24 protein-coding genes are annotated in these 24444 nt (G+C 72.4%); 13 read left to right on the forward strand and 11 right to left on the reverse strand.

Annotation, left to right across the window (positions count from 1 at the left end; translation table 11 throughout):
- Positions 1–4: 4 nt before the first annotated feature.
- Together C1703_RS07165 and C1703_RS07170 are read left to right on the forward strand one after the other, a co-directional pair.
- Entirely contained in the window at positions 5–769 is a 765-nt protein-coding gene (locus C1703_RS07165) for an SDR family oxidoreductase (protein WP_114251097.1), read from the forward strand.
- Between the two features lie 20 nt (positions 770–789).
- The gene (locus tag C1703_RS07170) at positions 790–1821 is read left to right on the forward strand and encodes an L-idonate 5-dehydrogenase (protein ID WP_114257324.1); all 1032 of its coding nucleotides are present in this window, start codon (positions 790–792) and stop codon (positions 1819–1821) included.
- Between the two features lie 73 nt (positions 1822–1894).
- Here the strand turns inward: C1703_RS07170 and C1703_RS07175 are convergent, their stop codons facing one another.
- The 4 genes from C1703_RS07175 to C1703_RS07190 form a co-directional block, all read right to left on the reverse strand.
- Positions 1895–2509, reverse strand: coding sequence for a cytochrome b/b6 domain-containing protein (locus tag C1703_RS07175; RefSeq protein ID WP_114251098.1), 615 nt, complete (start codon positions 2507–2509; stop codon positions 1895–1897).
- Positions 2493–3218, reverse strand: coding sequence for a molybdopterin-dependent oxidoreductase (locus C1703_RS07180; protein WP_232840423.1), 726 nt, complete (start codon positions 3216–3218; stop codon positions 2493–2495). The genes C1703_RS07175 and C1703_RS07180 overlap by 17 nt, the downstream gene beginning before the upstream one ends.
- A 111-nt stretch (positions 3219–3329) precedes the next feature.
- Positions 3330–4865, reverse strand: a complete 1536-nt coding sequence (locus C1703_RS07185; protein ID WP_114251100.1) for an APC family permease — start codon at positions 4863–4865, stop codon at positions 3330–3332.
- Between the two features lie 36 nt (positions 4866–4901).
- A complete protein-coding gene (locus C1703_RS07190) occupies positions 4902–5852 on the reverse strand; it encodes a hypothetical protein (protein WP_114251101.1) in 951 nt (316 codons plus the stop codon).
- A gap of 363 nt (positions 5853–6215) precedes the next feature.
- On the opposite strand from C1703_RS07190, the gene C1703_RS07195 reads away from it, so the two are divergent.
- From C1703_RS07195 to C1703_RS07210, 4 genes are all read left to right on the forward strand, one after another.
- A complete protein-coding gene (locus tag C1703_RS07195; RefSeq protein ID WP_114251102.1) occupies positions 6216–7127 on the forward strand; it encodes a DMT family transporter in 912 nt (303 codons plus the stop codon).
- 108 nt (positions 7128–7235) lie between these two features.
- A complete protein-coding gene (locus C1703_RS07200) occupies positions 7236–7751 on the forward strand; it encodes an NUDIX domain-containing protein (RefSeq protein ID WP_114251103.1) in 516 nt (171 codons plus the stop codon).
- Positions 7752–7788: 37 nt separating this feature from the next.
- The gene (locus C1703_RS07205; RefSeq protein ID WP_114251104.1) at positions 7789–8181 is read left to right on the forward strand and encodes a DUF202 domain-containing protein; all 393 of its coding nucleotides are present in this window, start codon (positions 7789–7791) and stop codon (positions 8179–8181) included.
- Entirely contained in the window at positions 8178–8513 is a 336-nt protein-coding gene (locus C1703_RS07210) for a DUF202 domain-containing protein (protein ID WP_114251105.1), read from the forward strand. The genes C1703_RS07205 and C1703_RS07210 overlap by 4 nt, the downstream gene beginning before the upstream one ends.
- A gap of 41 nt (positions 8514–8554) precedes the next feature.
- Here the strand turns inward: C1703_RS07210 and C1703_RS07215 are convergent, their stop codons facing one another.
- Positions 8555–9499 carry an NADP-dependent oxidoreductase gene (locus tag C1703_RS07215; RefSeq protein WP_114251106.1) on the reverse strand — a complete coding sequence of 315 codons (945 nt, stop codon included), beginning with the start codon at positions 9497–9499 and terminating at the stop codon, positions 8555–8557.
- 198 nt (positions 9500–9697) lie between these two features.
- Here C1703_RS07215 and C1703_RS07220 point away from each other — a divergent pair, with 198 nt between their 5' ends.
- Positions 9698–10732, forward strand: coding sequence for a phosphotransferase family protein (locus tag C1703_RS07220; protein WP_114251107.1), 1035 nt, complete (start codon positions 9698–9700; stop codon positions 10730–10732).
- Positions 10733–10737: 5 nt separating this feature from the next.
- Positions 10738–11952, forward strand: a complete 1215-nt coding sequence (locus tag C1703_RS07225; RefSeq protein WP_114251108.1) for an acyl-CoA dehydrogenase — start codon at positions 10738–10740, stop codon at positions 11950–11952.
- Positions 11953–11997: 45 nt separating this feature from the next.
- Here C1703_RS07225 and C1703_RS07230 read toward each other — a convergent pair whose 3' ends face one another.
- The 3 genes from C1703_RS07230 to C1703_RS07240 are packed head-to-tail and all read right to left on the reverse strand — an operon-like array spanning position 11998 to position 15054.
- Entirely contained in the window at positions 11998–12591 is a 594-nt protein-coding gene (locus C1703_RS07230; protein ID WP_114251109.1) for a TetR/AcrR family transcriptional regulator, read from the reverse strand.
- Between the two features lie 28 nt (positions 12592–12619).
- Positions 12620–14284: an AMP-binding protein gene (locus C1703_RS07235; protein ID WP_114251110.1), complete on the reverse strand. Its 1665-nt coding sequence runs from the start codon at positions 14282–14284 to the stop codon at positions 12620–12622.
- Entirely contained in the window at positions 14281–15054 is a 774-nt protein-coding gene (locus C1703_RS07240; RefSeq protein WP_114251111.1) for an SDR family oxidoreductase, read from the reverse strand. The genes C1703_RS07235 and C1703_RS07240 overlap by 4 nt, the downstream gene beginning before the upstream one ends.
- A 147-nt stretch (positions 15055–15201) precedes the next feature.
- On the opposite strand from C1703_RS07240, the gene C1703_RS07245 reads away from it, so the two are divergent.
- Positions 15202–16431, forward strand: coding sequence for a DUF1343 domain-containing protein (locus tag C1703_RS07245; protein ID WP_114251112.1), 1230 nt, complete (start codon positions 15202–15204; stop codon positions 16429–16431).
- A gap of 105 nt (positions 16432–16536) precedes the next feature.
- Positions 16537–17853: a serine-threonine protein kinase gene (locus C1703_RS07250; protein ID WP_114251113.1), complete on the forward strand. Its 1317-nt coding sequence runs from the start codon at positions 16537–16539 to the stop codon at positions 17851–17853.
- Positions 17854–17883: 30 nt separating this feature from the next.
- On the opposite strand, the gene C1703_RS07255 is transcribed toward C1703_RS07250, so the two are convergent.
- Positions 17884–20682, reverse strand: coding sequence for a penicillin acylase family protein (locus C1703_RS07255; RefSeq protein WP_114251114.1), 2799 nt, complete (start codon positions 20680–20682; stop codon positions 17884–17886).
- A 263-nt stretch (positions 20683–20945) separates the two neighbouring features.
- Here C1703_RS07255 and C1703_RS07260 point away from each other — a divergent pair, with 263 nt between their 5' ends.
- Both C1703_RS07260 and C1703_RS07265 read left to right on the forward strand, forming a co-directional pair.
- Entirely contained in the window at positions 20946–21548 is a 603-nt protein-coding gene (locus C1703_RS07260) for a hypothetical protein (protein WP_114251115.1), read from the forward strand.
- A gap of 75 nt (positions 21549–21623) precedes the next feature.
- Positions 21624–22340, forward strand: a complete 717-nt coding sequence (locus C1703_RS07265; protein WP_198678107.1) for a 3-keto-5-aminohexanoate cleavage protein — start codon at positions 21624–21626, stop codon at positions 22338–22340.
- Positions 22341–22685: 345 nt separating this feature from the next.
- On the opposite strand, the gene soxR is transcribed toward C1703_RS07265, so the two are convergent.
- Complete coding sequence (gene soxR / locus C1703_RS07270) at positions 22686–23168, reverse strand: redox-sensitive transcriptional activator SoxR (protein WP_114251116.1); 483 nt, start codon at positions 23166–23168, stop codon at positions 22686–22688.
- 93 nt (positions 23169–23261) lie between these two features.
- On the opposite strand from soxR, the gene C1703_RS07275 reads away from it, so the two are divergent.
- Positions 23262–23723 carry a MaoC family dehydratase gene (locus C1703_RS07275; RefSeq protein ID WP_114251117.1) on the forward strand — a complete coding sequence of 154 codons (462 nt, stop codon included), beginning with the start codon at positions 23262–23264 and terminating at the stop codon, positions 23721–23723.
- Here C1703_RS07275 and C1703_RS07280 read toward each other — a convergent pair.
- Positions 23714–24367, reverse strand: coding sequence for a TetR/AcrR family transcriptional regulator (locus C1703_RS07280; RefSeq protein WP_114251118.1), 654 nt, complete (start codon positions 24365–24367; stop codon positions 23714–23716). The two genes, C1703_RS07275 and C1703_RS07280, sit on opposite strands and share 10 nt — an antisense overlap.
- Positions 24368–24444 lie beyond the last annotated feature (77 nt).

The raw sequence follows: 24444 nt of genomic DNA on the forward strand, positions 1-24444 counted from the left end.
GGCGATGACGGCTCACCCCCTCTTCGACATCAGCGGCCGGACGGCCCTGGTGACCGGCTCCAGCCGGGGCATCGGACTGGCCCTGGCCCGCGGTCTGGCGGAGGCCGGCTGCACGGTCGTCCTCAACGGACGCGACCAGGACCGGCTGGCCGAGGCCGCCGGCGAGCTGCCCGGTGACCGGGTGCACACGGCCGCGTTCGACGTGACCGACGGATCCTCGGTGGCCTCGGGGGTCGCCGAGGTCGAGGAGCGGGTGGGCCCGCTCGACATCCTCGTCAACAACGCGGGCATGCAACTGCGCGCTCCCCTGCTGGAGTTCACCGACGCCGACTGGCACCGGATCCTGGACACCAATCTGACCAGCGCCTTCCTGGTCGGCCGGGAGGCCGCGCGCCGGATGACGGAACGAGGCCACGGCAAGATCATCAACATCTGCTCGCTGCAGAGCGAGGTGGTGCGGCCGGGGATCGCGCCGTACGCCGCCACCAAGGGAGCGCTGAAGATGCTCACCAAGGGCATGTGCGCCGACTGGGGGCCGTACGGGGTCCAGGTCAACGGGCTCGGCCCCGGCTACATCGAGACGGAGCTGACCCGGCCGCTGGTGGAGGACGAGGAGTTCAGCTCCTGGGTGCGGCGGCGCACGCCGGCCGGGCGCTGGGGGCGGACGCAGGACCTGGTGGGCGGGGTGCTGTTCCTCGCCTCGCCCGCGGCGGACTTCGTCAGCGGGCAGGTGCTGTACGTCGACGGCGGTATGACGAGCGTGCTGTGACCACCTGCCGGGAGGCTGTGATGCTGGGTTGTGTGATCCACGGTCAGGGCGACCTGCGGGTGGCGGAGTTGCCGGTGCCGGAGCCCGGGCCGGGGCAGGCGCTGGTCGCCGTCCGGTACGGCGGGGTGTGCGGGTCCGATCTGCACTACTGGCGGCACGGCGGGGTCGGTGACTTCCGGCTGCGCGAGCCGATGGTGCTCGGGCACGAGGTCGTGGGGACCGTCGTGGCGTACGGGGCCGGCGCGTCGGGTCCGGTGCCGGGTACGGCCGTCGCCGTGCATCCGGCGACGCCGTGCGGGGTGTGCCCGGAGTGCGCGGACGGGCGGCGGAACGTCTGCCGGGACACGCGGTACCTGGGCAGTGCGGCGCGTTTTCCGCACGTGCAGGGCGGGTTCGCGGCGCGGGTGGTCGTGGACTGCGAGCAACTGCGGGCCCTCCCGGCAGGGCTCGGGCTGCGGCGGGCCGCGCTGGCCGAGCCGCTGGCCGTCGCGCTGCACGCGGTGCGGCGGGCCGGGGACGTGGCCGGGCGGCAGGTGCTGGTGACCGGGGCCGGGCCCATCGGGTGCCTGGTGGTCGCGGCGGCGAAGGCGGCCGGGGCTTCGCGGGTGACCGTCACGGATCTGCTGCCCGAGGCGCTGGAGTACGGGCGGATCGCCGGGGCCGGGGCGCTCGTACGGGCCGATGATCCCGACGATCCCGGGTGGCCGGCCGAGGTGGATGTCGCGATCGAGGCGTCCGGGGTGGCCGCGGGGCTGGACGCGTGTCTGCGGCGGGTGCGGCGGGGTGGGGTCGTCGTGCAGTTGGGGATGTTGCCGGCGGGGCACAGTCCGTTCGCGGGGAACCTGGTGGTGAGCCGGGAGATCGAGCTGCGCGGGGCGTTTCGCTTCGACGGTGAGTTCGACGAGGCGTTGGGCCTGCTGGCGGCCGAGCCGGGGTTCGACGGGCTGATCAGTGCGGTGGTTCCCGTGGGGGAGGCCGAGGCCGCGTTCGTGCTGGCCGGTGATCGGAGTCGGGCCTGCAAGGTGCTGTTGGATTTCGCCTCGGGGCCGTGAGTCGTCCGTAGTCGTGCGTCTGCGGGTGCGTCGGGGTTGTTCGCGCGGTTCCCCGCGCCCCTGAGGCGAAGAACTACTCGCGCCACAAAGGGTGCTCCCTGTCCGCCCACTCTTTGCTCACGCTGCCCGTGCGCATGCCCCTTCTCGCCTCCGGGTCCGCCAGGGCCATGCCGATGTGGCCGGCCAGGACGATGCCGGTCGTGAGGGCCAGCCAGTCGTGGACGAAGGTCGCGCTGGTGCGCCAGAGCAGGGGGGTGAGGTGGGTGAACCACATCATCAGGCCGGTGCCGAGCATGACGAGGGTGGCGCCGGCGATCCAGGCCGCGTAGATCTTCTGGCCCGCGTTGAACTTGCCGGCGGGGCGGGACGCGGGGCGTTCGTCGCGGTGCAGGGCGGCGCGCAGCCAGGTGCGGTCGTGCGGGCCGAAGCGGTTGAGGCGGCCGAGGTCGGCGCGGAAGGCGCGGGAGGCCAGGCCCGCCAGGACGGGGACGGGCAGGGCGAGTCCGGCCCAGGTGTGCAGCGTGACGACCAGGGCGCGGCGGCCGACGAGTTCGGCGAGCTGGGGGACGTAGAGGCAGGCCGCCGTGACGACGCAGACGCCCATGAGTGCGGCCGTGGTGCGGTGCACCCAGCGCTCGGTGCGGCTGAAGCGCCTGACGGCGACCGCGGGGTCAGCTCGTAGGCTCATCGTCGCGTCCGTTCGAGCGGCCCACCCAGGCGTCGACGTCGTAGCCGCGCTCCTCCCAGTAGCCCGGGCGGACCTCGTCGGTGAGGGTGATGCCGGAGAGCCACTTGGCGGACTTGTAGAAGTACATGGGCGCGACGTAGAGGCGGACCGGGCCGCCGTGGGAGTGGCCGAGGTCCTTGTCCTGCATGCGCAGGGCGACCAGGACGTCGGCGCGGCGGGCCTGGGCGAGGGTGAGGCTCTCGGTGTACGTGCCGTCGAAGCAGGTGAAGCGGATGGCCTTGGCCGTGGGGCGGACCCCGGCCGCGTCCAGCAGGCGGGACAGGCGTACGCCCTCGAAGGGGGTGTCGGGGACGCGCCAGCCGGTGACGCACTGGACGTCGCGGACCATGCGGGTCTGCGGGAGGGCCTTGAGGTCGGCCAGGGTGTAGGTGGTGGGGTGGTCGACCAGGCCGTCGACCGTGAGGCGGTAGGTGTCGGCGTTCTTGCGCGGGACGGAGGAGGCGACCGAGTAGTAGCGGAAGCCGCCGCCGTTCGGGAGCAGGCCGGTCAGGCCGGTCGGGTCCTTGTCGGCGGCGCTGCCGAGGAAGCCCTCCAGGCCGCGTTGCAGCGGGGGTGCGGCGACCACGCCGAGGGCGCCCAGGGCGAGGGTGCCGAGGAAGACGCGGCGGCCGACCGGGGTGCCGCGTTCCGCGGGAGGTCCTGCTGTCACACCCTCATGTACGTCCTCGTTCACGGACTCATTCGAACACCCGCGGCGCCCTCGGGACAGGGATCGCGGGTGCTCGTCAGACTTCCGTAACCACTTCTTACGCGGGCGGGGTCAGGACGACGCCGCCTTCTCCAGCTGGAACGCCTCGTTGCCGAGGCCGATGCGGGCGTGCTTCTCGGGGGCCCGGGCCCGCAGCACCAGGCCGAGGACCAGGCCGGCGACCAGGGCGAGGCCGATGGTGCCGGGCAGCACCCAGCTCAGCGAGGAGTCCGGGCCGGCGCCGACCAGCACCTCGAAGTCCTTCACCGTGTAGCCGGCGATGACGAGCAGGGCGATCCCGGCCAGCGTGGAGGTGACCAGCCGCCAGGCCTGGGCGCCGGCGGCGCCGCGGCGGACGAAGAAGACGACGACCGACAGGGAGGCCGCCGCCATCAGCACGATCACGCCGAGGGCGCCGATGTTGCCGAACCAGGTGAACAGGTGCAGGACCGGAGCGGTCGGGTCGCCGACCGGCTTGTCGTCGGCGACGGCGAAGGCGATCACGACCACCACGGCGACGACGGTCTGGAGCAGCGAGCCGGTGCCGGGGGCGCCGCTGGTGCCGCTGGTGCGGCCGAAGGCGGCGGGCAGCAGGCCCTCGCGGCCCATGGCGAAGGCGTACCGGGCGACGACGTTGTGGAAGCTGAGCAGGGCCGCGAACATGCCGGTGACGAACAGGACATGCAGGACGTCGGTGAAGGTGCCGCCGAGGCGGGACTCGGTGAGGAAGAACAGCAGTCCGGCGCTCTGCTTCTGGGCCGTGCCGACGATCTCGGAGGGGCCGGTGGCGACGGTGAGGGCCCAGCTGCTCAGCGCGAAGAAGACGGCGACCCCGCCGACGGCGAAGAACATCACGCGCGGCACCAGGACGTGCGGGCGGCTGGTCTCCTCGGCGTACACGGGGGCCTGCTCGAAGCCGAGGAACGCGGCGATGCAGAAGCAGAGCGCGGTGCCGACGCCCGCGCCGGTGAGGGTGTCGGGGTTGAAGGCGTGCAGCGACAGGCCCTCCTTGCCGGGGTCTGCGAGGGCCGCGATGTCGAAGATGACCACGAGGAGCACCTCGATGACCAGCAGGACGCCGAGCACGCGGGCGTTGACGTCGATCTTGAGCCAGCCCAGCAGGCCGACGGCGAGCGCGGCCACGAGCGCCGGTATCCACCACGCGATCTCGACGTCGGCGTAGGTGGCGAGGAGTCCGGAGACCTCGAAGCCGAAGATGCCGTAGATGCCGATCTGGAGCGCGTTGTAGGCGACGAGGGCGACCAGCGCGGCGCCCGCGCCGGCGGTGCCGCCGAGGCCGCGGGAGATGTAGGCGTAGAAGGCGCCCGCGTTGTGCACGTGGCGGCTCATCTCGGCGTAGCCGACGCTGAACAGGACCAGGACGACGCCGAGGACGACGAAGAGCAGTGGCTGGCCGACGATGCCCATCACCGCGAATGTGGTGGGCATGACACCCGCGACCACCATGAGCGGGGCGGTCGCGGCGAGGACGGAGAGCAGCAGCCCACCGGTGCCGAGCCGGTCGGCGCGCAGGGCGCGCTCCTGCCCCTTGAAGGTGCTGATGCCGCCGGCGGCGGCTGTGCTCGGGCTCGAACTGTCCGTGGTCATCGGGAGAGGGTCCTCACTGGTGGGATTCCGGGGGTGTCAGGCCGTGCCGAGCGCGCCGGCGCGGGCGGCGGCGAAGGCGGTGTGCGGGTCGCGGTCCGGGTACGACCAGGGCGCCGGGGTGGCGTACCGGCCGATCCGGTGGAAGAGGGCGGCGGCCTCGGCGCCCCGCCCCTCGCAGGACTTGGCGTGGGCGAGGAAGTTCAGGTCGATCAGCCGGCGTGGGTGGCCCTCCAGCTCCCACTCCAGCCACCAGTCGAAGGCCGCCTTCATGACCTGCCGGGCGCGGCGGCCGGTCCAGTGGCCCGAGGCGGCCGGGTCGGCGGGTTCGTGCCCGGTGGCCGCCAGCACGCGGTAGCGCTCGGCGTGGGCGATGACCGGCAGGATCGCGAGCGGGGAGTCGGCGGGCGCCTGTTCGGCGGCCCAGTTGGCGAAGTCGTAGACCTCGTGCAGCGGGTCCGGGCCGGCCTCGGCGCGGCGGCCGGCGAGCCGGGCGACCATCAGGTGGTGGGCGTGGTGGTGGTCGGGGTGCCGGGCGCGGACCTGCTCGAAGGCCCGGACCACGTCCTGGTCGGTGCCGTCGGCGCACTCCAGCATCAGCAGGCCGAGCCAGGGGGTGGGGTCGGCCGGGGCTCGTTCGGCGGCCTGCCGGCAGGCCTCGCGGGCGGGCGCCGGCTTGCTCTTGCCGTGCAGGGCGCGCCGGACCTGGGCGAGGGCGAGCAGCACGGCGGCGTCGGCCGCCTCGGGTTCGGCGAGCAGCCACTCGCGGGCCCAGGCGGCGCTGTAGGCCTCCCGCGCGAGGACCGTGACGCGGTGGCCGCGGCGGTCCCAGTCGTCCCCGGTGCGCACCAGCAGGGACCGGGCGTTCTGCCAGCGGCCCTGCGCCAGCGCGGCGCGGGCGGTCACGAGGTCGGCGTCGTCGAGGGCCTCGTCGAAGGCCTGCGCCGCGCGTCTGCGGCCACGGCCGAGGGGAGGCGGGGGTGGGGACACCGCGGGACTTCCTCACGCGCTCTTCTGGTGTTTCGGCTCACGGCGGTCGAGGGCGCGGGTGTGCGCATTGCCATGAACTGATCACGCACAGCCAACCCCCAGCCAACGCTCGCCGTCAAGGGCCGTCAGGGCGTTACACGCGTCAACTGCCGTTACTTGTGAGGGATTTGTGATCAACGGGACCACTGAGGGCCCTGTGACGTGCATCCGATTTACCCGTTTCGCCCTTTGTGACACGCGTCATAGCGTGGGCGAGCACCGCCCCTGACGATGGAAGGACGTACGGGCGCGCCGGGCGAAGCCGGCCGGTACAGTCGGCCCCTACGCCATCGTGAACCCGACCTGACGATCGAGGTACACCGCGTGTCGGTTCTGGTCCTGGTGCTCGCCCTGAGCGCCGCCTGCTGTCTGGGCTTCGGATTCGTCCTGCAGCAGAACGCGGCCCAGCGGGCCCCGCTGAGCGACTTCCTCTCCTTCCGCCTGCTGATCGACCTGGTGAAGGTGCCGCGCTGGCTCGGCGGTATCGGGCTGATGGTCGTCGGCATGGCCCTGGGCGCGGCCGCGCTCGGGCAGGGCGAGCTGTCGCTGGTGGAGCCGCTGCTGGCGACGAACCTGCTCTTCGCGCTCGCCCTGTCCCGCAAGCAGTCCCGGCAGCCGCTGGGGCGTCAGGGCTGGGCGGGTCTGCTGCTCCTGGCAGGCGGGGTGACGGCGTTCATCGTGGCCGGTCAGCCGCAGGGTGGCACCGCGACGGCCGATCCGGTGCGGCAGTGGCTGATCATCGGGGTCATGATCGGGCTGGCGCTGCTGCTCACGGCACGCGGCAAGCGGTCCCGGCTGAGCTCCGGCCCGGTGCTGCTGGCACTGGCCGCCGGGCTGCTGTACGGCGTGCAGGACGCGCTGACCCGGGTGAGCGGGCAGACGTTCACCGAGGGCGGCATCACCGGGCTGCTGACCGGCTGGCAGCCGTACGCCGTGCTCGCGCTCGGCGTCACCGGGCTGGTCCTCGTGCAGAGCGCCTTCGAGACGGCGTCCCTGCGCAAGTCGCTGCCCGCCCTCACCGCGGCGCAGCCGCTCGCCGGGATCATCTGCGGCGTCGGCTTCCTGGGCGACCGGCTGCGGACCGACGCGGTGGCGCTGACCTGGGAGGCCGGGGGGCTCCTGGCCGTGGTGGCCGGGATCGTGCTGCTGGGGCTGCATCCGGCGATGCCGACGGGGACGGTGGCGGAGCGGACGCGCGTGCCTTCGTCCGTGGCGGCGAGCCCGGCGTCACCCTGACACACCCGGCCCCGGCCTCCGCCTCACCTGACGCGCGCGGGCCCCGTCGCCGCCTCACCCGACGGCCCCTGCCCCGCCCCGGCCTCCACCCCCTGCTTGGATGAGGCCATGAGCGCTGCTGACGAGATCCTCGACATCGTCGACGAGCACGACCAGGTCATCGGGCAGTCCCCGCGGGGCGAGGCCTACGCCCGGGGACTGCGGCACCGCTGTGTGTTCATCCAGGCCCGGGACGCCGAGGGCCGGATCTTCGTGCACCGGCGGACGCCGACCAAGCTGGTCTTCCCCTCCCTGTACGACATGTTCGTCGGCGGAGTCGTGGGCGCGGGCGAGGCCTACGACACGGCGGCCCTGCGCGAGGCCGAGGAGGAACTGGGCGTGACCGGCCTGCCGGACCCGCGGTACCTCTTCAAGTTCCTCTACGACGACGGCACCGGCCGGACCTGGTGGTCGGCGGTGTACGAGGTGCGCTGCGAGCTGCCCGTCCAGCCGCAGGCCGAGGAGGTGGCCTGGCACGACTTCCTGCCCGAGGACGAGGTGGAGCGGCGCCTGGGCGACTGGGAGTGGGTGCCCGACGGGCTGGCGGCGTACGAGCGGCTCAGGGCGTTCCGCTCGACGGGCTGACGCGGTGGGCGATCTCGCCCCGGGTAGGGTCGCGCATGTGATCGAGTTCGTGCGGAACGTCCGGTTGTGGTTCGTGCCCGCGGAGGTCCGGCGGGACGGCGAGACGCCCGACTACCGGTTCTCGCTGGCGAACGAACGCACCTTCCTGGCCTGGCTGCGCACCGCGCTGGCGCTGATCGGCGGTGGCTTCGCCGTCGACCAGTTCCTGCCCGACCTGCGCTGGGGCTGGCGGGTCGGGCTGGCGCTCGCGCTGCTCGCCGCGGGTGTGCTGTGCTCGCTGCGGGCGGTCAACCACTGGGTGCGCTGCGAGCGGGCCATGCGCCGGGGCGAGGACCTGCCGGTGTCCCGGTTCCCGGCGCTGCTGAGCCTGGTCGTGGCGGTCGTGGCCATCGCGATGGTCGTCGTGGTGCTCGTGGGGTGGGAAGGGTGAGCGCGTCGGCGGCCCGGCAGCGGGACCCCGACCGCGACCCCGGGCTGCAACCCGAGCGGACCCGGCTGGCGTGGCGGCGTACGACGCTGTCGGGCACGGTCGCCGCCGTCCTCGCCGTGAAGACCGCGCTGCACGGCGGGGCGTCGACGCCCGGGATCCTCGCGTGCGCGCTGGTCTGCGCCCTGTGGCTGGGGTTCCTCGGCGCCGCCCACCGCCGCATCCGCACGCTGGCGGCCACCGCCGCCCCCGCCGCGTTCGCACCCCGGCACGCCGCGGCGGCGGCGCTGTGCACGGTGGCGATGGCGGTGTGCGGGGCGGCACTCGTCCTCTAGAGCACTCTCCTGGGACGCTCCGGGGAGCAAGCAGCGGCTGATCAGCCGTCCTCGCTCTCCCACTCCACCGTCACGACGATCTTGCCGCGCGTGCGGCCCTCCTCGTTCAGCCGGTGCGCGTCCGCCGCCCGCTCCAGCGGGAACGTCTCGTCGACGTGCACGGCCACCACGCCCTGCTCCGCCAGCTCGGACAGCCGGCCGAGGTCCTCGGCGTCGGGCCGGACGAAGTAGTAGCGGCCGCCGTAGGTCACGACGTCGTCGTCGGCGACGGAGACCAGCCTGCCCTCGGGTGCCAGCAGGTTCGCCGACACCTTCAGCGCGTCCCCGCCGACCGTGTCGAACACCGCGTCCACGCCCTCGGGCGCCAGCCCCCGCACCCGCTCCCCCAGGCCCTCGCCGTACGTCACCGGCTCCCCGCCCAGGCCCCGCACGAAGTCGTGGTTCGGCTCGCTCGCCGTACCGATGACCCGGGCGCCGAGATGGGCGGCGAGCTGCACGGCGACGGAGCCGACGCCGCCGGCCGCCGCGTGCACCAGGACGGTCTCGCCGCGCTTCACCTGGAGCACCTTGACCAGCACCTGGTAGGCGGTGAGCCCGACCAGGGGCAGTCCGGCCGCCTCCTCCCAGGTCAGGTTGCGCGGCTTGCGCGCGAGGGTGCGCAGGGGCGCGGCCACGTACTCGGCGAAGGTGCCGCGGGAGAGGAAGTCCTCCCGGACGTAGCCGATGACCTCGTCCCCGACGTCGAACTCCGAGACGGCCACCCCGGGCCGGACGACGACGCCCGAGACGTCCCAGCCGGGCACCACCGGGAAGACGGGCGCGAGGATGCCGGCAAGGTAGCCCTCGCGGGCCTTCCAGTCGACGGGGTTCACGGCCGCCGCCCGCACCTTCACCAGCACCGCGTCCGGGCCGACCACGGGGTCGCGCACCTCGCCGAACGCCAGCACCTCGGGGCCGCCGTACCGGGAGTAGCTGATCGCCTTCATGGGTCCGACCCTCAGGGCTCGGCCGACGGCCCGCAAGCCGGATGGCCTGAACGAACCGGCCGGAGCTTCCCCGGCGCCCCGCCGCGGACGCCGTCGGCCTATCGTGGCTCCGATCACGTTTCGGTCCCGCTCTGGACGACATACCGACCGGTCGGCATCATGAGTCGGGAACAGTTCACCTGCCCGTAGGAGCGATGCATGAGCCCCGATCATCCGCCCGGACTCGATCTCGACCGGCTGCGCGGCCTGCTCGAACGCGAGCGGCCCGGCCTGGTGAACGGCCCGCTGTCCGGCCGGCTGATCGAGGGCGGACGGTCGAACCTCACCTACGCCGTCTCCGACGGCACCTCGCAGTGGGTCGTACGGCGGCCCCCGCTCGGCCACGTCCTCGCCACCGCGCACGACATGAAGCGCGAGCACCGGGTGATCAACGCGCTGCACCCGACCGCCGTGCCGGTGCCGCGGCCGGTGCTGCTGTGCGAGGACGAGGAGGTGCTCGGGGCGCCGTTCTACGTCATGGAGTTCGTCGAGGGCACGCCCTACCGCACGGCCGACGAGCTTCTCCCGCTCGGGCCGGAGCGGACCCGGGGCGCGGTGCTGAACCTCGTCGACACGCTGGTGGAGCTGCACGCGGTCGACCCGGGCGAGGTGGGTCTGGCGGACTTCGGCCGGCCCGAGGGCTTCCTGGACCGGCAGCTGCGGCGCTGGGGCAAGCAGCTGGACGCCTCCCGCAACCGGGACCTGGACGGCATCGACGAACTGCACGCCGCGCTGGGGCGCGAACTGCCCGACTCCCCCGCCCCGGCCGTCGTGCACGGCGACTACCGGCTCGACAACGTGCTGATCGGCGAGGACGACTCGATCCGGGCGATCCTCGACTGGGAGATGTCGACGCTGGGCGACCCGCTCACCGACCTCGGCCTGCTGGTCATGTACAGCATGCCGCTCGGCATGCCCGACTCCCCCGTCTCCACCACCGCCGAGGCGCCCGGGCACCCGACGCCGTCCGAGCTCATCGAGCGGTACGCCGCGCGGTCGGGGCGCGACGTCTCCGCGATCTCCTGGTACACGGCCTTCGCCTGGTTCAAGCTCGCCGTGATCCTGGAGGGCATCCACTACCGCTACACGCTCGGCCAGACGGTCGGGCGCGGCTTCGACCGCATCGGCGACCTCGTGCCCGTCTTCGTCCGGCACGGACTGACCACGCTCAACGAAGGCCTCCAGGAGGGCTGATCCGTATGGACTTCGCTTTCGACGCGCGCACCGAAGAGCTGCGCGCCAAGCTCCTCGCCTTCATGGACGAGCACGTCTACCCCGCCGAGGCGGTCGCGCACGAGCAGCGCGAGCGGCTGGCCTCGCCGTGGGAGACCGTGCCCGTGGTGGAGGAGCTCAAGGCCGAGGCCCGCAGGCAGGGGCTGTGGAACCTCTTCCTGCCGGACTCCGAGTACGGGGCCGGGCTGACGAACCTCCAGTACGCGCCGCTCGCCGAGATCATGGGCCGCTCGCCGCAGCTGGCGCCGACGGTGACGAACTGCGCGGCGCCCGACACCGGCAACATGGAGGTGCTCACCCAGTTCGGCGACGAGCAGCAGCGCAAGCAGTGGCTGGAGCCGCTGCTGGCCGGTGAGATCCGCTCGGCGTTCGCGATGACCGAGCCGGACGTGGCCTCCTCGGACGCCACGAACATCACCACGCACATCGAGCGGGACGGCGACGAGTACGTCATCACCGGCCGCAAGTGGTACATCTCCGGGGCGATGCACCCCGACTGCAAGATCTTCATCGTGATGGGCAAGACCGACCCGGACGGGGAGGACATCCGGCGCCAGCAGTCCATGGTGCTGGTGCCGCGCGACACCCCGGGCGTCACGGTCAAGCGCGCGATGCAGGTGTTCGGCTACGAGGACCACTACCACGGCGGCCACGCCGAGGTGATCTTCGACCACGCGCGCGTGCCGGTGTCGAACCTGGTCGGCGAGGAGGGCGGCGGTTTCGCGATCGCGCAGGCGCGGCTCGGGCCCGGCCGGATCCACCACTGCATGCGGCTGATCGGGATGGCCGAGCGGGCGATCGAGCTGATGTGCCGGCGGGCCGTGGCCCGGACGGCCTTCGGCAAGGCGCTGGCGCAGCAGGGCGTGGTGCACAACTGGATCGCCGACGCGCGGGTGACGGTGGAGCAGCTGCGGCTGCTGGTGCTGAAGACGGCGTGGCTGATGGACACGGTGGGCAACCGCGGGGCGCACACCGAGATCCAGGCGATCAAGATCGCGACGCCCCGGGCGGTGGTGGACATCCTCGACCGGGCGATCCAGCTGCACGGGGCGGGTGGCGTGAGCCAGGACTTCCCGCTGGCGGAGCTGTACGCGGGGGCGCGGACGCTGATGATCGCGGACGGGCCGGACGAGGTGCACCAGCGGTCCCTGGCCCGACGGGAGCTGAAGCGGTACGTGTGACGCCGGGGGGTTCAGGGGCGGGGCCCCTGAACCCCGCTCGGCGTGTTACGGGCGCAGGGCGCGGAGCAGCAGGTCGGCCAGGTGGTTCGCGACCTCCTGGGGGCTGAGTGGGCCGTCCGGGCGGTACCACGTGGACAGGTGGTGGACGGAGCCGAAGTGGTAGTCCACGACCAGGTCCGCCGGGGTCGCCTTGGAGAAGACGCCCGCCTGCTGGCCCTCCTCGATCAGCGCGCGGAAGCGTTCGTGGTAGCGGCGGCGTTCCGCGCGCACCTGCTTGTTCTTCTCGGGGCTCAGGTGGTGCATCGACCGCCAGAAGATCATCGCGTCGTCGAGGTTGTCGATCGTCGTCACCACGACGTCCGCCGCCGCGGCCCGCAACCGCTTCTCGACCGGCTCGTCGGCGCCCGCGACGGCGTCCAGTCTCTCCTGCTGGATGCGCAGCACGCGCGCGTACACCTCGTGCAGCAGGTCGTCCTTGGAACCGAAGTAGTGGTACAGCGCGCCCTTCGTGACCCCGGCCGCCTCGACGATCTCCTGCACCGAGGTGCGGTCGTACCCCTGCTCGGCGAAGAGCCGGGTGGCGGCGGCCAGGAGCCGCTGAGGCACGGGAGTGCCGTCCGAGTCCGTCGTCCTGGGCACTGCCGCCACCTGCCTTTCCGTACTGCTGTCAGTTGCCCTGCGTCCGGGAACGCAGTTCCCGACGGAGGATCTTCCCACTGGCCGTCTTCGGCAAGTCCGGCAGGATCTCCACCTGGCGCGGGTATTTGTAGGCGGCCAGTCTCTCCTTGCAGTAGGAGGCGAGTGCATCCGGGTCCGTGTCGGCGTCCGGACGCAGGCTGATGTACGCCTTGACGGTCTCCCCGCGGTACCCGTCCGGCACGCCCACGACGGCGGCCTCGCGCACCGCCGGGTGGGTGTAGAGGACGTCCTCGACCTCGCGCGGCCACACCTTGAAGCCCGACGCGTTGATCATGTCCTTCTTGCGGTCGACGACGTACAGCCAGCCCTGCTCGTCCATGAAGCCGACGTCGCCGGTGCGCAGTTCGGCGCCGGGGAACGTCTCGGCGGTGGCGTCGGGGCGCCGCCAGTAGCCGGGCACGACCTGCGGGCCGCGCACGACGATCTCGCCCTGCTCGCCGAAGGGCACCTCGGCACCGTTGTCGTCGACGATCCGGACGACCGTGTCGGGGCCGGGCAGGCCCACGGCGAGGGTCCCGGAGACCGGGTCGACGGGCGCCTCAAGGCCGGGCGGCACGGAGGCGCAGGGGGCGGTGCACTCGGTGAGCCCGTAGCCGTTGCGGATGTACGGGCCGAAGCCCGCCCGGAACTTCTCCACCAGCGCGGGCGGCAGCGGGGCGCCGCCGGAGGAGATCACCCGGAAGGAGGAGAAGTGGTCCCGGGTGACGTCAGGGTGGGCGGCCAGGGCCATGAAGGCCGTGGACGGGCCGACGGTGTAGTGCGGCCGGTGCTCGGCGAAGGCGTCGAGCACCACGCCCGCCTCGAAGCGGTAGGCCAGCACGAGCGTGCCCCCGCTGTTCAGGCAGGCGCCGAACTGGCAGACCATGCCGGTGATGTGGAACAGCGGCGCCAGCGCGAAGTAGACGGGCCGCTCGGGCAGGCCGAGGCCGGTGCGCTGCCGTTCGGCGTTGTACATGATGTTGCCGTGCGTGTTGGTGGCGCCCTTGGGCGTGCCGCTGGTGCCCGAGGTGTAGCTGATCAGCGCGATGCCGGCCGGGTCGGGGTCCCGGCCCTCGGGTGCCCGGTGCCCGGCCCGGGCCACCGCCGCCAGGTCGTCGGCGTCCGCCGCCTGCGGCAGCCGCTCGAAGGTGAGCACGCGCGCGTCGTCCCGCGTCTGGAAGTCCAGCTCACAGCCGGTCAGCACGATCCGCACGGGCGAGTCCGCCGCCGTCTCGCGCAGGTACGACTCCCAGGCCCGGTCCGAGCAGATCAGCGCGGCGACCTCGCCGTCCCGCAGGACGTGGGCCACCTCGCCGGACTTGTACATCGGGTTGACGGGCACGACGACCGCGCCCGCCTTCCACGCGCCGAGCACGGCGAGCACGAAGTGCGGGGAGTTCTGCAGCAGGACCGCGACCCGGTCGCCGCGCTCCAGGCCGCGGGCCGCGAGGTGCCCGGCGACGGAGTCGCTGAGCTCGTCGGCCTCGCGGTAGGTCAGCCGGCCGTCGAAGTAGGCCAGGAAGTCGCCGTCCGGCGTCTCGGCCGCCACCCGGCGCAGGGCGTGCACCAGGGAGTCGGCGGGGTCGATCGCGCCCTTCTGGGCGTCGCTGAGCAGGCCGAGCCAGGGCTTGGCGGCGTAACGGGAGCCGGTCACCGGTTCTCCTCCCACTGCTGCTGGATGCGGTTCATACCGGTCAGCCACCGGTCGGGGTCACCGGCCCGGGCCTGGTAGTACCCGGCGACCTCGGGGTGCGGAAGGATCAGGAAGCGGTCCTCCTCGACGCCCTTGAACAGGGCGTCCGCCACGGCCTCCGGCTCGATCGCGGTCGGCTGGAGCACCAGGTCGCCCGCGCTGCCGGTCGCGGCCAGCATGTCGGTGCGCACGCCCTGCGGGCAGATGGCGTGCGCCTTCACGCCCCGGTGCCGGTAGGTCAGCGACAGCCACTCGGCGAAGGCGAGGGCGCCGTGCTTGGTGACGGCGTAGGGCGCCGCCCCGATCATGGTGAGCAGCCCGGCGGCGGAAACGGTGGACACGAACCTGCCGCTGCCGCGCTCCAGCCAGTCCGGCAGCAGGGCGTGGGCCGCCCGGACATGGGCCATGACGTTCACGTCCCAGGAGGCGGCCCAGGCCGTCTCGTCCAGCGGACCGTCGGCGCTCCCGCCCTCGAAGGCGACACCGGCGTTGGCGCAGTAGACGTCGACGGTCCCGTCGAGCGCGTCCCGGGCGTCCCCGACGATCGCCGAGGCGTCCCCGGCCACGGCGATCCCGCCGACCTCGTCCGCCACGCGCTCGGCGCGCTCGGCGTCCAGGTCGTTGACGACGACCCGGGCCCCCTCGGCGGCGAACCGCCGGGCGAGCGCGGCGCCGATCCCGCCCCCGGCCCCCGTGACAACGACCCCGGCCCCCTGAAAGGCTCCCACCATCGGTCTCCTCATACGCGGCTCAGCAATGGCGCCAGACTAACCGGTCGGTATGTTTCAAGGAAGGGGGCGGCGCAGCACCCTAGGGGCGGGGAACTGCGCGACCAGCCACGACGAAACCGTCACAGAACGGATCACGGAGGTCACCCCATGCGCCTTTCCAGACGGACCTTACTCACAGCGACCACTGCGGCAGCCGCATCGCTCACCCCCACCACCGCCGAGGCCCGGCGGCACCGGCGAACCGGCTTCGAGAACCTCGCCGCGTCCGGTTACGAACCCCTGCGCGGTCAGCGCATCGGCATCGTCACCAACCCCACGGGCGTCACCCGGGACGTCCGCCACATCGTCGACGTCATGCACGCGGACACCCGAGTGGATCTGAGGGCCGTCTTCGGCCCCGAGCACGGCTTCCGCGGCACCGCCCAGGCCGGCGGTTCCGAGGGCCGCCACGACGACCCGGCGACCGGCCTGCCCGTCTACGACACGTACCTCAAGAGCGGCCGGCCGCTGGCCGACATCTTCACCGCGTCCGGCGTGGACACGGTCGTCTTCGACATCCAGGACGTCGGCGCCCGCTTCTACACGTACATCTGGACCCTGTACGACTGCATGGAGGCGGCCCGGCTCGCGGGCAAGCGGTTCGTGGTCCTGGACCGGCCCAACCCGGTGACCGGCCGGGCGGCCCTCGGGCCCGTGCTGCACAAGGAGTTCGCCACGTTCGTGGGACGTCAGCCGATCGCGCAGGCCCACGGGATGACCGTCGCCGAGCTGGCGCGCCTGTTCAACGGGGAGTTCCTGACCGAGCCTGTCCCGCTGGAGACCGTGACCATGTCGGGCTGGAAGCGCTCGGATTTCTACGACGCCTCCGGGCTGCCCTGGGTGCCGCCGAGCCCGAACATGCCGACGCCGGAGACGGCCCTGGTGTACTCGGGGACGTGCCTGTTCGAGGGCACCAACCTGTCGGAGGGGCGCGGCACCACCCGGCCGTTCGAGCTGCTGGGCGCGGAGGGCGTCGACCGGCGCTGGGCGGCCGCCGCGAACGAACTCGCCCTGCCCGGGGTGCGGTTCAGGGAGGCGTACTTCGCGCCCACCTTCTCCAAGTTCCAGGGGAAGACGATCGGCGGGGTGCAGCTCCATGTGCACGACCGGGCGGCCTTCGACCCCGTCCGCACCGGCATCGCCCTGCTCGTGACCGCCAAGCGGGTCTGGAGCGGTTTCGCCTGGCGCCCGGACCACTGGATCGACAAGCTCACCGGCTCCACGCGCGTGCGCGCGATGATCGACGCGGGCGCGGACACCGACGAGGTGGTCGCCGGGTGGCAGCAGGACCTGGCGGCGTTCCGCGGGACGCGGCGGAAGTACCTCCTCTACCGCTGAGCGCGGCCGCGCGCCCGAATGCGCCCGTGACGTATGGCCAAGCTCCCCCGTTGGCAGGACGATGCGCCCACATCGTGGCGTCACCCGGGGGCGAGGGGGCCTGTCATGGCGGATCCGGCGATGAGCGTGACTCCCTACTGGGAGCTGACCTTCGACGCGGACGGGGACCCGGCGGGCCGCCGGCGCGACCGGCTGCTCGCCGGGGTGCGCGAACGGAAGGTGCGCGACCTGATCGTCTTCGCGCACGGCTGGAACAACGACCGCTCGGGCGCGACGCGGCTCTACGACCGCTTCTTCGCGCCCGTGCCGCGGCTGGCCCCGGCCGCCCGGATCGGCTACGCCGGGGTGCTCTGGCCCGCGATGCGGTTCTCGGACGAGCCGATCCCCGACTTCCCCCGGGCCGTGGCGGCCGACGCGCCCCGGCGCCCGGCCCTCGACAAGGACACCCGGCACGCGCTGCTGGAGACCTTCCCCGGCCGGGCGCTCCTGGTCGACCAGATCGCCCGGCTGCTGGAGCAGCAGCCGCCGGAGGAGGCCGAGCTGGAGGAGTTCGGACGGCTGGTGCGCCTGCTGGTGGAGGTGGTGGCGCCCGGGCCGCAGGCGCTGTTCGCGGCGGACACGGTGGCGGAGGGCGTGCCGCAGAGCGAGCCGGGGATGCTCGCCGGGTCCTCGGCGGCGGCCTGCGAGGAGTTCGCGCGGGCGCTGGCGGAGTCGGAACTCCCCGGCGCCCCACAGGAGTTCAGGATCCCGAACCCCTGGGACGGCGCCCACGAACTGCTGCGGCAGGCGACGTACTACGCGATGAAGCGGCGCGCGGGAACCGTCGGCGAGCGCGGACTCGGCCGGGTCGTCGGGCAGCTCGCCACGGCGGCGCCGGACGTGCGCGTGCACCTCGTCGGGCACAGCTTCGGCGCGCGGCTGGTGTCGTTCGCGCTGCGCGGGCTCCCCGAGGGCGTCCGCACGGTGAAGTCGGTGACGCTGCTCCAAGGGGCGTTCTCGCACTACGCGTTCGCGGCCCGGCTGCCGCACGACGCCCGGGCCACAGGGGTGCTCCAGGGGCAGCAGAACCGCGTCGACGGTCCCCTGGTGTGCTGCCACTCCCGGCACGACGCGGCACTCGGCACGATGTACCCGCTGGCCTCCCGCATGGCGGGCGACAGCCGGTCGGTCACCGGCCTCGACCTGAGGCGGGCGCTGGGCGCCAAGTGGGGCGCGCTGGGCTACGACGGCGTACAGGCGGTGCCGGGCACGCGCGCGTACACCCTCGCGCAGGCGCTGCGGGCGAAGCTGCCCGCCTGGGGGTGCGTGAACGTGGACGCGGCGGCGGTGGTGAGACGGGGCGGGCCGCCGGCCGGGGCGCACAGCGACATCCTGCACGAGGAGCTGGCCCGGCTGGTGCTGGCGGCGGGCCGCGTCCGCTGACCCGCCGCCGGACCGTACGTCACCCGGCGCTCACCGGTGTGAGGTGAACTCCACGACCTGCTGGTAGGTCGGCCGGTTCTGCCAACTGATCTTGCCGTGCTTGATGCCGCCGAGGGTGCGGTGGTTGATGGAGTCGGCACACCACTGGTCGCCCGCCGCGCACACGTCGTCGCCGGGGTAGACCTGGGCCGCGGTCTTGCCGGCCGCCTCCTTCAAGGTGCTGATGAGCGTGTCCCGGCAGGCGCCGAGGCTGCCGTCGCCGCAGTACTTCCGGGCCAGCGGACCCTTCACCTGCTCGCCGAGGACGGCCCGGATGTCCTTGTCGACGTAGCTCCACCAGCCGTACTGGAAGGAGCTTCCGGCGTGCGAGCCGGTCGGGCCGTGGGAGGCCGACGGGGACTCGTCGACGGGCAGGTTGGCGGTCATCGCCTCGTACAGCTCACTGCCCAGGCCGGGTTCGAACTCGGCCTTCACCAGCAGCGGCCACCAGGCGTCCAGGATGCGGATCGCGTCGGCGTCGGCGTACTTCTTGGAGCCGGCCGTGGTCTCGGTGCGCTTTCCGCCCGCGGCGAGCCACGCCTGGAGCTTGCCGACGGCGGCGGCCGCCGCCGGGTCGGTGACGGGCGCGCTGTTGACGACCTTCAGCAGCTTGGGCAGGACGTCCTCGGCCCGCAGGTCGGCGAGCCCCGCGTCCGCCATGGCCTTCACCAGCGAGGCGCGGGTCACCCCGCCCTGCTGGACCAGCTTCTTCACGCGGTCCTCGAGGAGGTTGCCGCGGTGCACGGACCCGTTGCCCCAGGGCGCGGTCGTGTAGTCCTTGGCCTGCTTGTTGTTCCAGGAGATGTAGTAGTCCTGGTCGATGGATCGGGGGTGGGCGGAGGGCGGGGTGTAGTCGGCCGTGTTGGTCGCCGGGTCCCAGCCGCGCCACTCGTACGCCGGGCGGGCCCACACCGGGAACTCCGCGTCGACGCCGTTCGCGCGCACGGGGTTGTCGCCGCTGTTGTAGTACGCGGTGTGCTCGGAGTCGGCGTAGAACCAGTTGAAGGTGTAGTTGATGTGCTGCACCGCCTTCTGGAAGTCCTCCGGGCCCTTCACGTAGTCCGGGTCGTTCAGCATCTGGAAGCCGATGATGGAGTCGGCCTCGTGCAGGAAGGACGAGCGCAGGGTGGTGTAGGCGACCTTCTTGCCGCCGACCGTGGCGCGGTACTCCACCGGCCCGTACTTGGTGCGCCACACCCGCATCGTGTACGAACCGGCCGCGGTGCCGTCGGCGACGGTCGGCTTCCAGGCGTTCTTCTGCTCGACCTTCTCCATCGGGGTGCAGGTGCCGCGGTACAGGTAGTGGTAGTCGTCCTGGCACAGTTCGACGGCGTACGTGTCGATGATGTCCTGGCCGGAGGTGGTGGCGCTCCAGGCGTAGTCCTGGCCGCGGCCGAGTTCGACGTAGAAGCTCAGGCCGGCGAAGGAGGCGCCGCGGGCGCTGATGCCCGGGCCCTGGAGCTCCTGGAGCAGCAGCAGCTGCGGGGCGAAGTAGCCGGTCTGCGGGCCGAACACGGCGACCGGGTGACCGCTGGCGGTGTGCTCGCCGCTGACCACGAGGGCGTTGGACATGCCGCGCTTGGCGGAGGACAGGGCCGTCTTCGCCGCGTCGCGGGACGCGCCGGTGGCGCTCGACGCGGCGGCGCTGCCCGTGCGGTCGTACACGAGCGGTTCCTGCCGCACCGAACCGGCGTCGGGCAGGGCCGTGCCCTGCGGGGCGTCCGGCCTGGTCGCGTACGGGAAGCTGCCGCTGTGCTGGGTGAGGACGGCCTCCGGATCGTTGCGCATCCGGAAGGACTCCCACACCTTGGTGCCCTCGGCGACGCCGTACTTCTCCTGGGCGGCCAGCAGCGAGATCGCGTTGTTGACCTCGCCGCCTCCGCCGGAGCCGAAGAGCGCGCCGATGACCGAGGCCAGGGCGACCAGGTCGGTGATCTTGAAGTGCTCTATCTTCCCGGCGTTGGTGACGGAGTCCTTGTGGCCCGTCAGGACGTACTCGCCGGGGAAGTACCGGCCGCTGTCGGAGGCGTCGATGTAGGCGTTGATGCCGTCGAGGTAGGCCTTCGCGTCGGCGAGGGCCTGCTTGCCGCGCTCGCCGTTGGTGGCGACGGCGTTGTCGATCTGCGCCTGCAGATCGGCCTCGGTGTAGGGCGCGTGCCGCCAGAACTGCTGCTCCAGCCCCTGGTTGGAGGGCGCGCCGCCGGCGAAGGAGGTCAGCTGCCCGCGTCCGACGTGCCGGAAGACGTCCATGAGCCACAGCCGGTCCTGGGCGGCGGCGAAGCCGGCGCCGAACTCGGTGCCGTATCTCGTCGTACCGGTGATGTGCGGCACCCCGGTCTTCTTGTCGCGGACGATCGTCACGTCACTGCGCCCGGCGGGCTTGACCGTGGAGGCCACCTGGTCCGCCGGGACGCCGAACGAGGCGTCGTTGAAGAAGGTGTTGATCTTGTCGTTGGTGAGTCCGGTGTAGCCCTTGGCGAGGTCGGCATAGGGCCCGAGCTGGTCCTCGGCGTGCTCGGGCTGGGTGCCGAAGGCCTGGTTGAGGAGGATCTGGGCGAGGGTGGCGTTGCCGTTCTGGCCGGGCGGGAGGATGTCCGAACACTGCTTGCCGCAGTGGTCGTTCGCGACGGCCGCGGCCTGGGCGGTCGTCGTCTCCGCGGCCGCCGCCGGGGCCAGGGGCGACAAAAGACCCGCGATCAGGGCGCATACCGATGCGGTCTTCAGGAACCCGGGGATTCCGCGGGGAGTTCTCATTCTGTCGAGAACGGTGCGTGGGTGACGCCGTGGCATGGGAGCTCCTCCCGTGGGGGTGGGCGGGATGTTACCGCCGGTATCCCCGCGTTTGAAGATGAACAAGCGTCACTTTTGGGAGTCAGCACAACAGGCACACGGATCACGGCAGTCGACTGGCGAGCCTCTTCGGACCGCTTATGGAGGCCATTTGAAATCGGATGGAGCCGATTCGCTTGTCGATACGTCTATTCGGCGACGTCCGTACGACGACGCCGAAGTGACCGGATGTACAGGTGCAGGTGTGACGGAGGTGCAGGACGATGGCCGGTTTCCGGAGTCTGGCGAGACAGGTCCGCGATCCGCGGTGCGATCTGGCCTTGCGGCGTTATTCGCTGCGCAAGTGCCTTGAGAGGTTCGCCCCTTACGGACACAGGGCGACCTGGGACCATTTGTGCTCCCGGGCAGGGTTCGGTCCCGAGGACCGGTCCCCCGATCCGGCGCGGCTCGTGGCCGCACTGGACGAACTGGAGGAGGCGCGGGCGGTCTGGCTCGCCTACGAGGTCGAGTTCGCCGAGCGCCGCAAGAAGGAGAAGCACGACGGACTGCGCAGGCCGGGCAGTGTGGACGACTGGCACCGGCTGACCTGGGGCGGTTTCGGCGTGGCGTGGTGCGACGATCCGGCGGTCCATCCCCGTGAACCGCTGGCCGAGGTGCTGCGCCGGCTGATCGCCGCGCTGGAGCGCGAACCGGGCTCGAACTGCCCGGTGTGCGACGGAGAACGACTCGCCTGGAAGTACGGCCTGGATCACGAACCCTCGGCGGGTCCGGTCTGCACGGACTGCGGAATCCTGGTGCCGCGTCCCGTGCTCACGCCCGAAGCCCTGGCGGACGCCAGGCGGGCGAGGTTGCTGGTGTCGGCTTGACGGATGCGGGTGCGCGGGGGGTGCGCCGGGGATGCCGCACCCCCACTGTCGGTGCCGCGTGGCACCATCGCTGACATGGTGCAGGTATGTCTGAACGGTCCGCGGACCGCCGCTGACGGTACGGCGGTGCCGCTGACGCCCGAGTCGATGGCCGACTCCGCGGCGGCCGCCGTCGCGGCCGGGGCCACGGACATCCATGTCCATCCCAAGACGCCGTGCGGGCGGGACACGCTGTCGCCGAGGGTGCTCGCGGAGACGCTGGGGGCGATCCGGGCGCGCGTGTCGGTGCCGGTGGGGGTGACGACGGGGGCGTGGGCCGAGCCGGACCCCGCAGCCCGGCTCGACCGGATCCGGAGCTGGACCGTCCTCCCCGACCACGCCTCGGTCAACTGGCATGAGCCGGGGGCGGAACAGGTGGCTGCCGAGCTGCTCGCTCTCGGGGTGGGGGTGGAGGCCGGCATCTGGTCCGGGACGGACGCGGCGGAGCGCTTCGCGGTGTCGCCGCTCGCCCCGAAGGTCCTGCGGGTGCTGGCGGAGGTGACGGACACGGACCCGTCGAGCGCGGTGGTCTCCGCGCGGGCACTGCTGTCCGACCTCGGCGCGGCGCACGGGCGTCCTGTCCTGCTGCACGGGGAGGACGGGGGCGCGTGGCCGGTGCTGCGGCTCGCCGGGCGGTTGGGGTTGGCCACGCGGGTCGGGCTGGAGGATGTGCTGCTTCTGCCCGATGGGCGGCGGGCGGGGTCCAACGCGGAGTTGGTGGCGGCGGGGTTGGTGGAGTACCGGACCGGTTAGGTACTCGGCGTTCTTGCTGAGGCCGGGTGGGTCCGCAACCCGGCGGAACGGGGTGCGCTGCGCCCACCCGTGCCGCCCTTAGCGGCACGATTGCCCGCGCTAAGGCAGACAGGTGAGCAACGACGTGCCCGCAACTGGGCGGGATTGGCGGCCGCGCCCGCAGCTGAGACCGGTGAGGCGGCAGCCACGACGCGCCCGCAGTCGCCGGACCACGGAAGGGGACGTGTCGGGGGGTGTCCGCCCGCAGCGGTTGGCGCGTCGACGGACGGTCAGTCGGTTCGCAAGTCCATCGCGCCGTTCCGAGGACGGACACCCCCCGGCGCGGCCCCGACCCCCTCCCCGGCGTCACGCGCCACGCGCACCCCCACCACCGTTGCGTTCCACCATCAGGCGCGAACCGGCCCGGCGTTCACCGAACACGTCACCCGGGTTGGACAGCACGCACGTGTCGAGGGACAGGCAGCCGCAGCCGATGCAGTCGGTGAGGTGGTCCCGCAGGCGGTTCAGCTGATTGATCCGCTCGTCCAGCTCCGAGCGCCACGCCTCCGACAGATGCGCCCAGTCCTCCCGCGTCGGCGTCCGCTCCTCGGGAAGTTCCGCCAGCGCCTCGCGGATCGTCGCCAGCGGGATGCCCACCCGCTGCGCGGCCCTGATGAACGCGACCCGGCGCAGCGTGTCCCGGGAGTAGCGCCGCTGGTTGCCGGACGTCCGGCGACTGCTGATCAGGCCCTTGGACTCGTAGAAGTGCAGGGCGGAGACGGCGGCGCCACTGCGCGCCGAGAGCTGCCCGACCGTGAGTTCATGGATCTTCTCTGAAATCTGAGGCACCCGTCGAACCCTACCGAGTCCGTTGACACAGCCTCCGCGGCCGACCATGCTAAGCAGTCGCTTAGCAATGCGACACGGAGAGGTCTGGAAGACATGGCAGAGCCGAGGATCTTCACATCCGTCGACGACCTGAAGGCGGCGATCGGCGAGCAGCTGGGACACACCGACTGGCTCGACATCGACCAGAAGCGGATCGACCTCTTCGCGGAGGCCACCGGCGACCACCAGTGGATCCACGTCGACCCGGAGAAGGCCGCCGCGGGCCCCTTCGGCACCACCATCGCGCACGGCTATCTGACCCTGTCGCTGCTCCCCCTCTTCGGCCCGCAGCTGATCTCCGTCGAGAACGTGAAGATGGGCGTCAACTACGGGACGAACAAGGTGCGTTTCCCCGCCCCCGTCCCGGTCGGCTCCCGTCTGCGCGCCACCGCCACGATCACCGGCGTCGACGACGTGCCGGGCGGCGCCCAGATCACCGTCGCCTTCACCGTGGAACGCGAGGGCGGCGACAAGCCCGTGTGCGTCGCCGAGTCCGTCTCGCGCTACTACTTCTGAGCCGCGGCCTCCGAGGCCCCGGCCCCGGCCCCCACCATCCGCAGCACGAGGTCGGCGTACAGCTCGCCGACCTCCTCCGGCGTCCGGGGACCGTCGACGTTGAACCACCGGGCCACGTCGATGCAGAGCGACAGCACGGCCAGCGTCGTCCCGTGCACGTCGATGACCTCGAACTCGCCCGTCCGCACGCCCTCCTCGATGATCCCGCGCACCTCCGCGTCGACCTGGCGGCGCAGCGCGAGGATCTCGGCGCGGGCGTCGGGCCCGAGCGAGTCGAGTTCGTACTGCACGACCCGCGCGGTGGTCCGCCCGCCCGCGTGCCAGCGTACGAAGGAACTCACCGCGTCGGCGAGCCGCTCGGTGGGGCCGCCCTCGCGGCGGGACGCCGTCCGCAGGATCTCCAGGGCCTTCTCGTGCCCGATCCTGCTGATGCGGTGCAGCAGTTCTTCCTTGGTCTTGTAGTGGATGTAGAGCGCGGCCGGGCTCATCCCGGCACGGCCCGCGATGTCACGGGTCGTCGTGGCGTGGTAGCCGCGCTCGGCGAAGGCCTCCACCGCGGCGATCAGCAGCCGCCGCGCCGCGTCGGGCGTGACCTCGCCCCACGCCTGCGCCTCGCCGCCGGCCGTCTCCTCCGCCGTACTCATCACTCGCCCCTCTCCACTGACAGGGCCACCACCATACCGCCGAAGGTGAGCGAGCGCTTAGCGTGGCGGCCCGGTGC

Origin of the sequence: Streptomyces sp. Go-475 (assembly GCF_003330845.1) — a bacterium.
Lineage (GTDB): Bacteria > Actinomycetota > Actinomycetes > Streptomycetales > Streptomycetaceae > Streptomyces.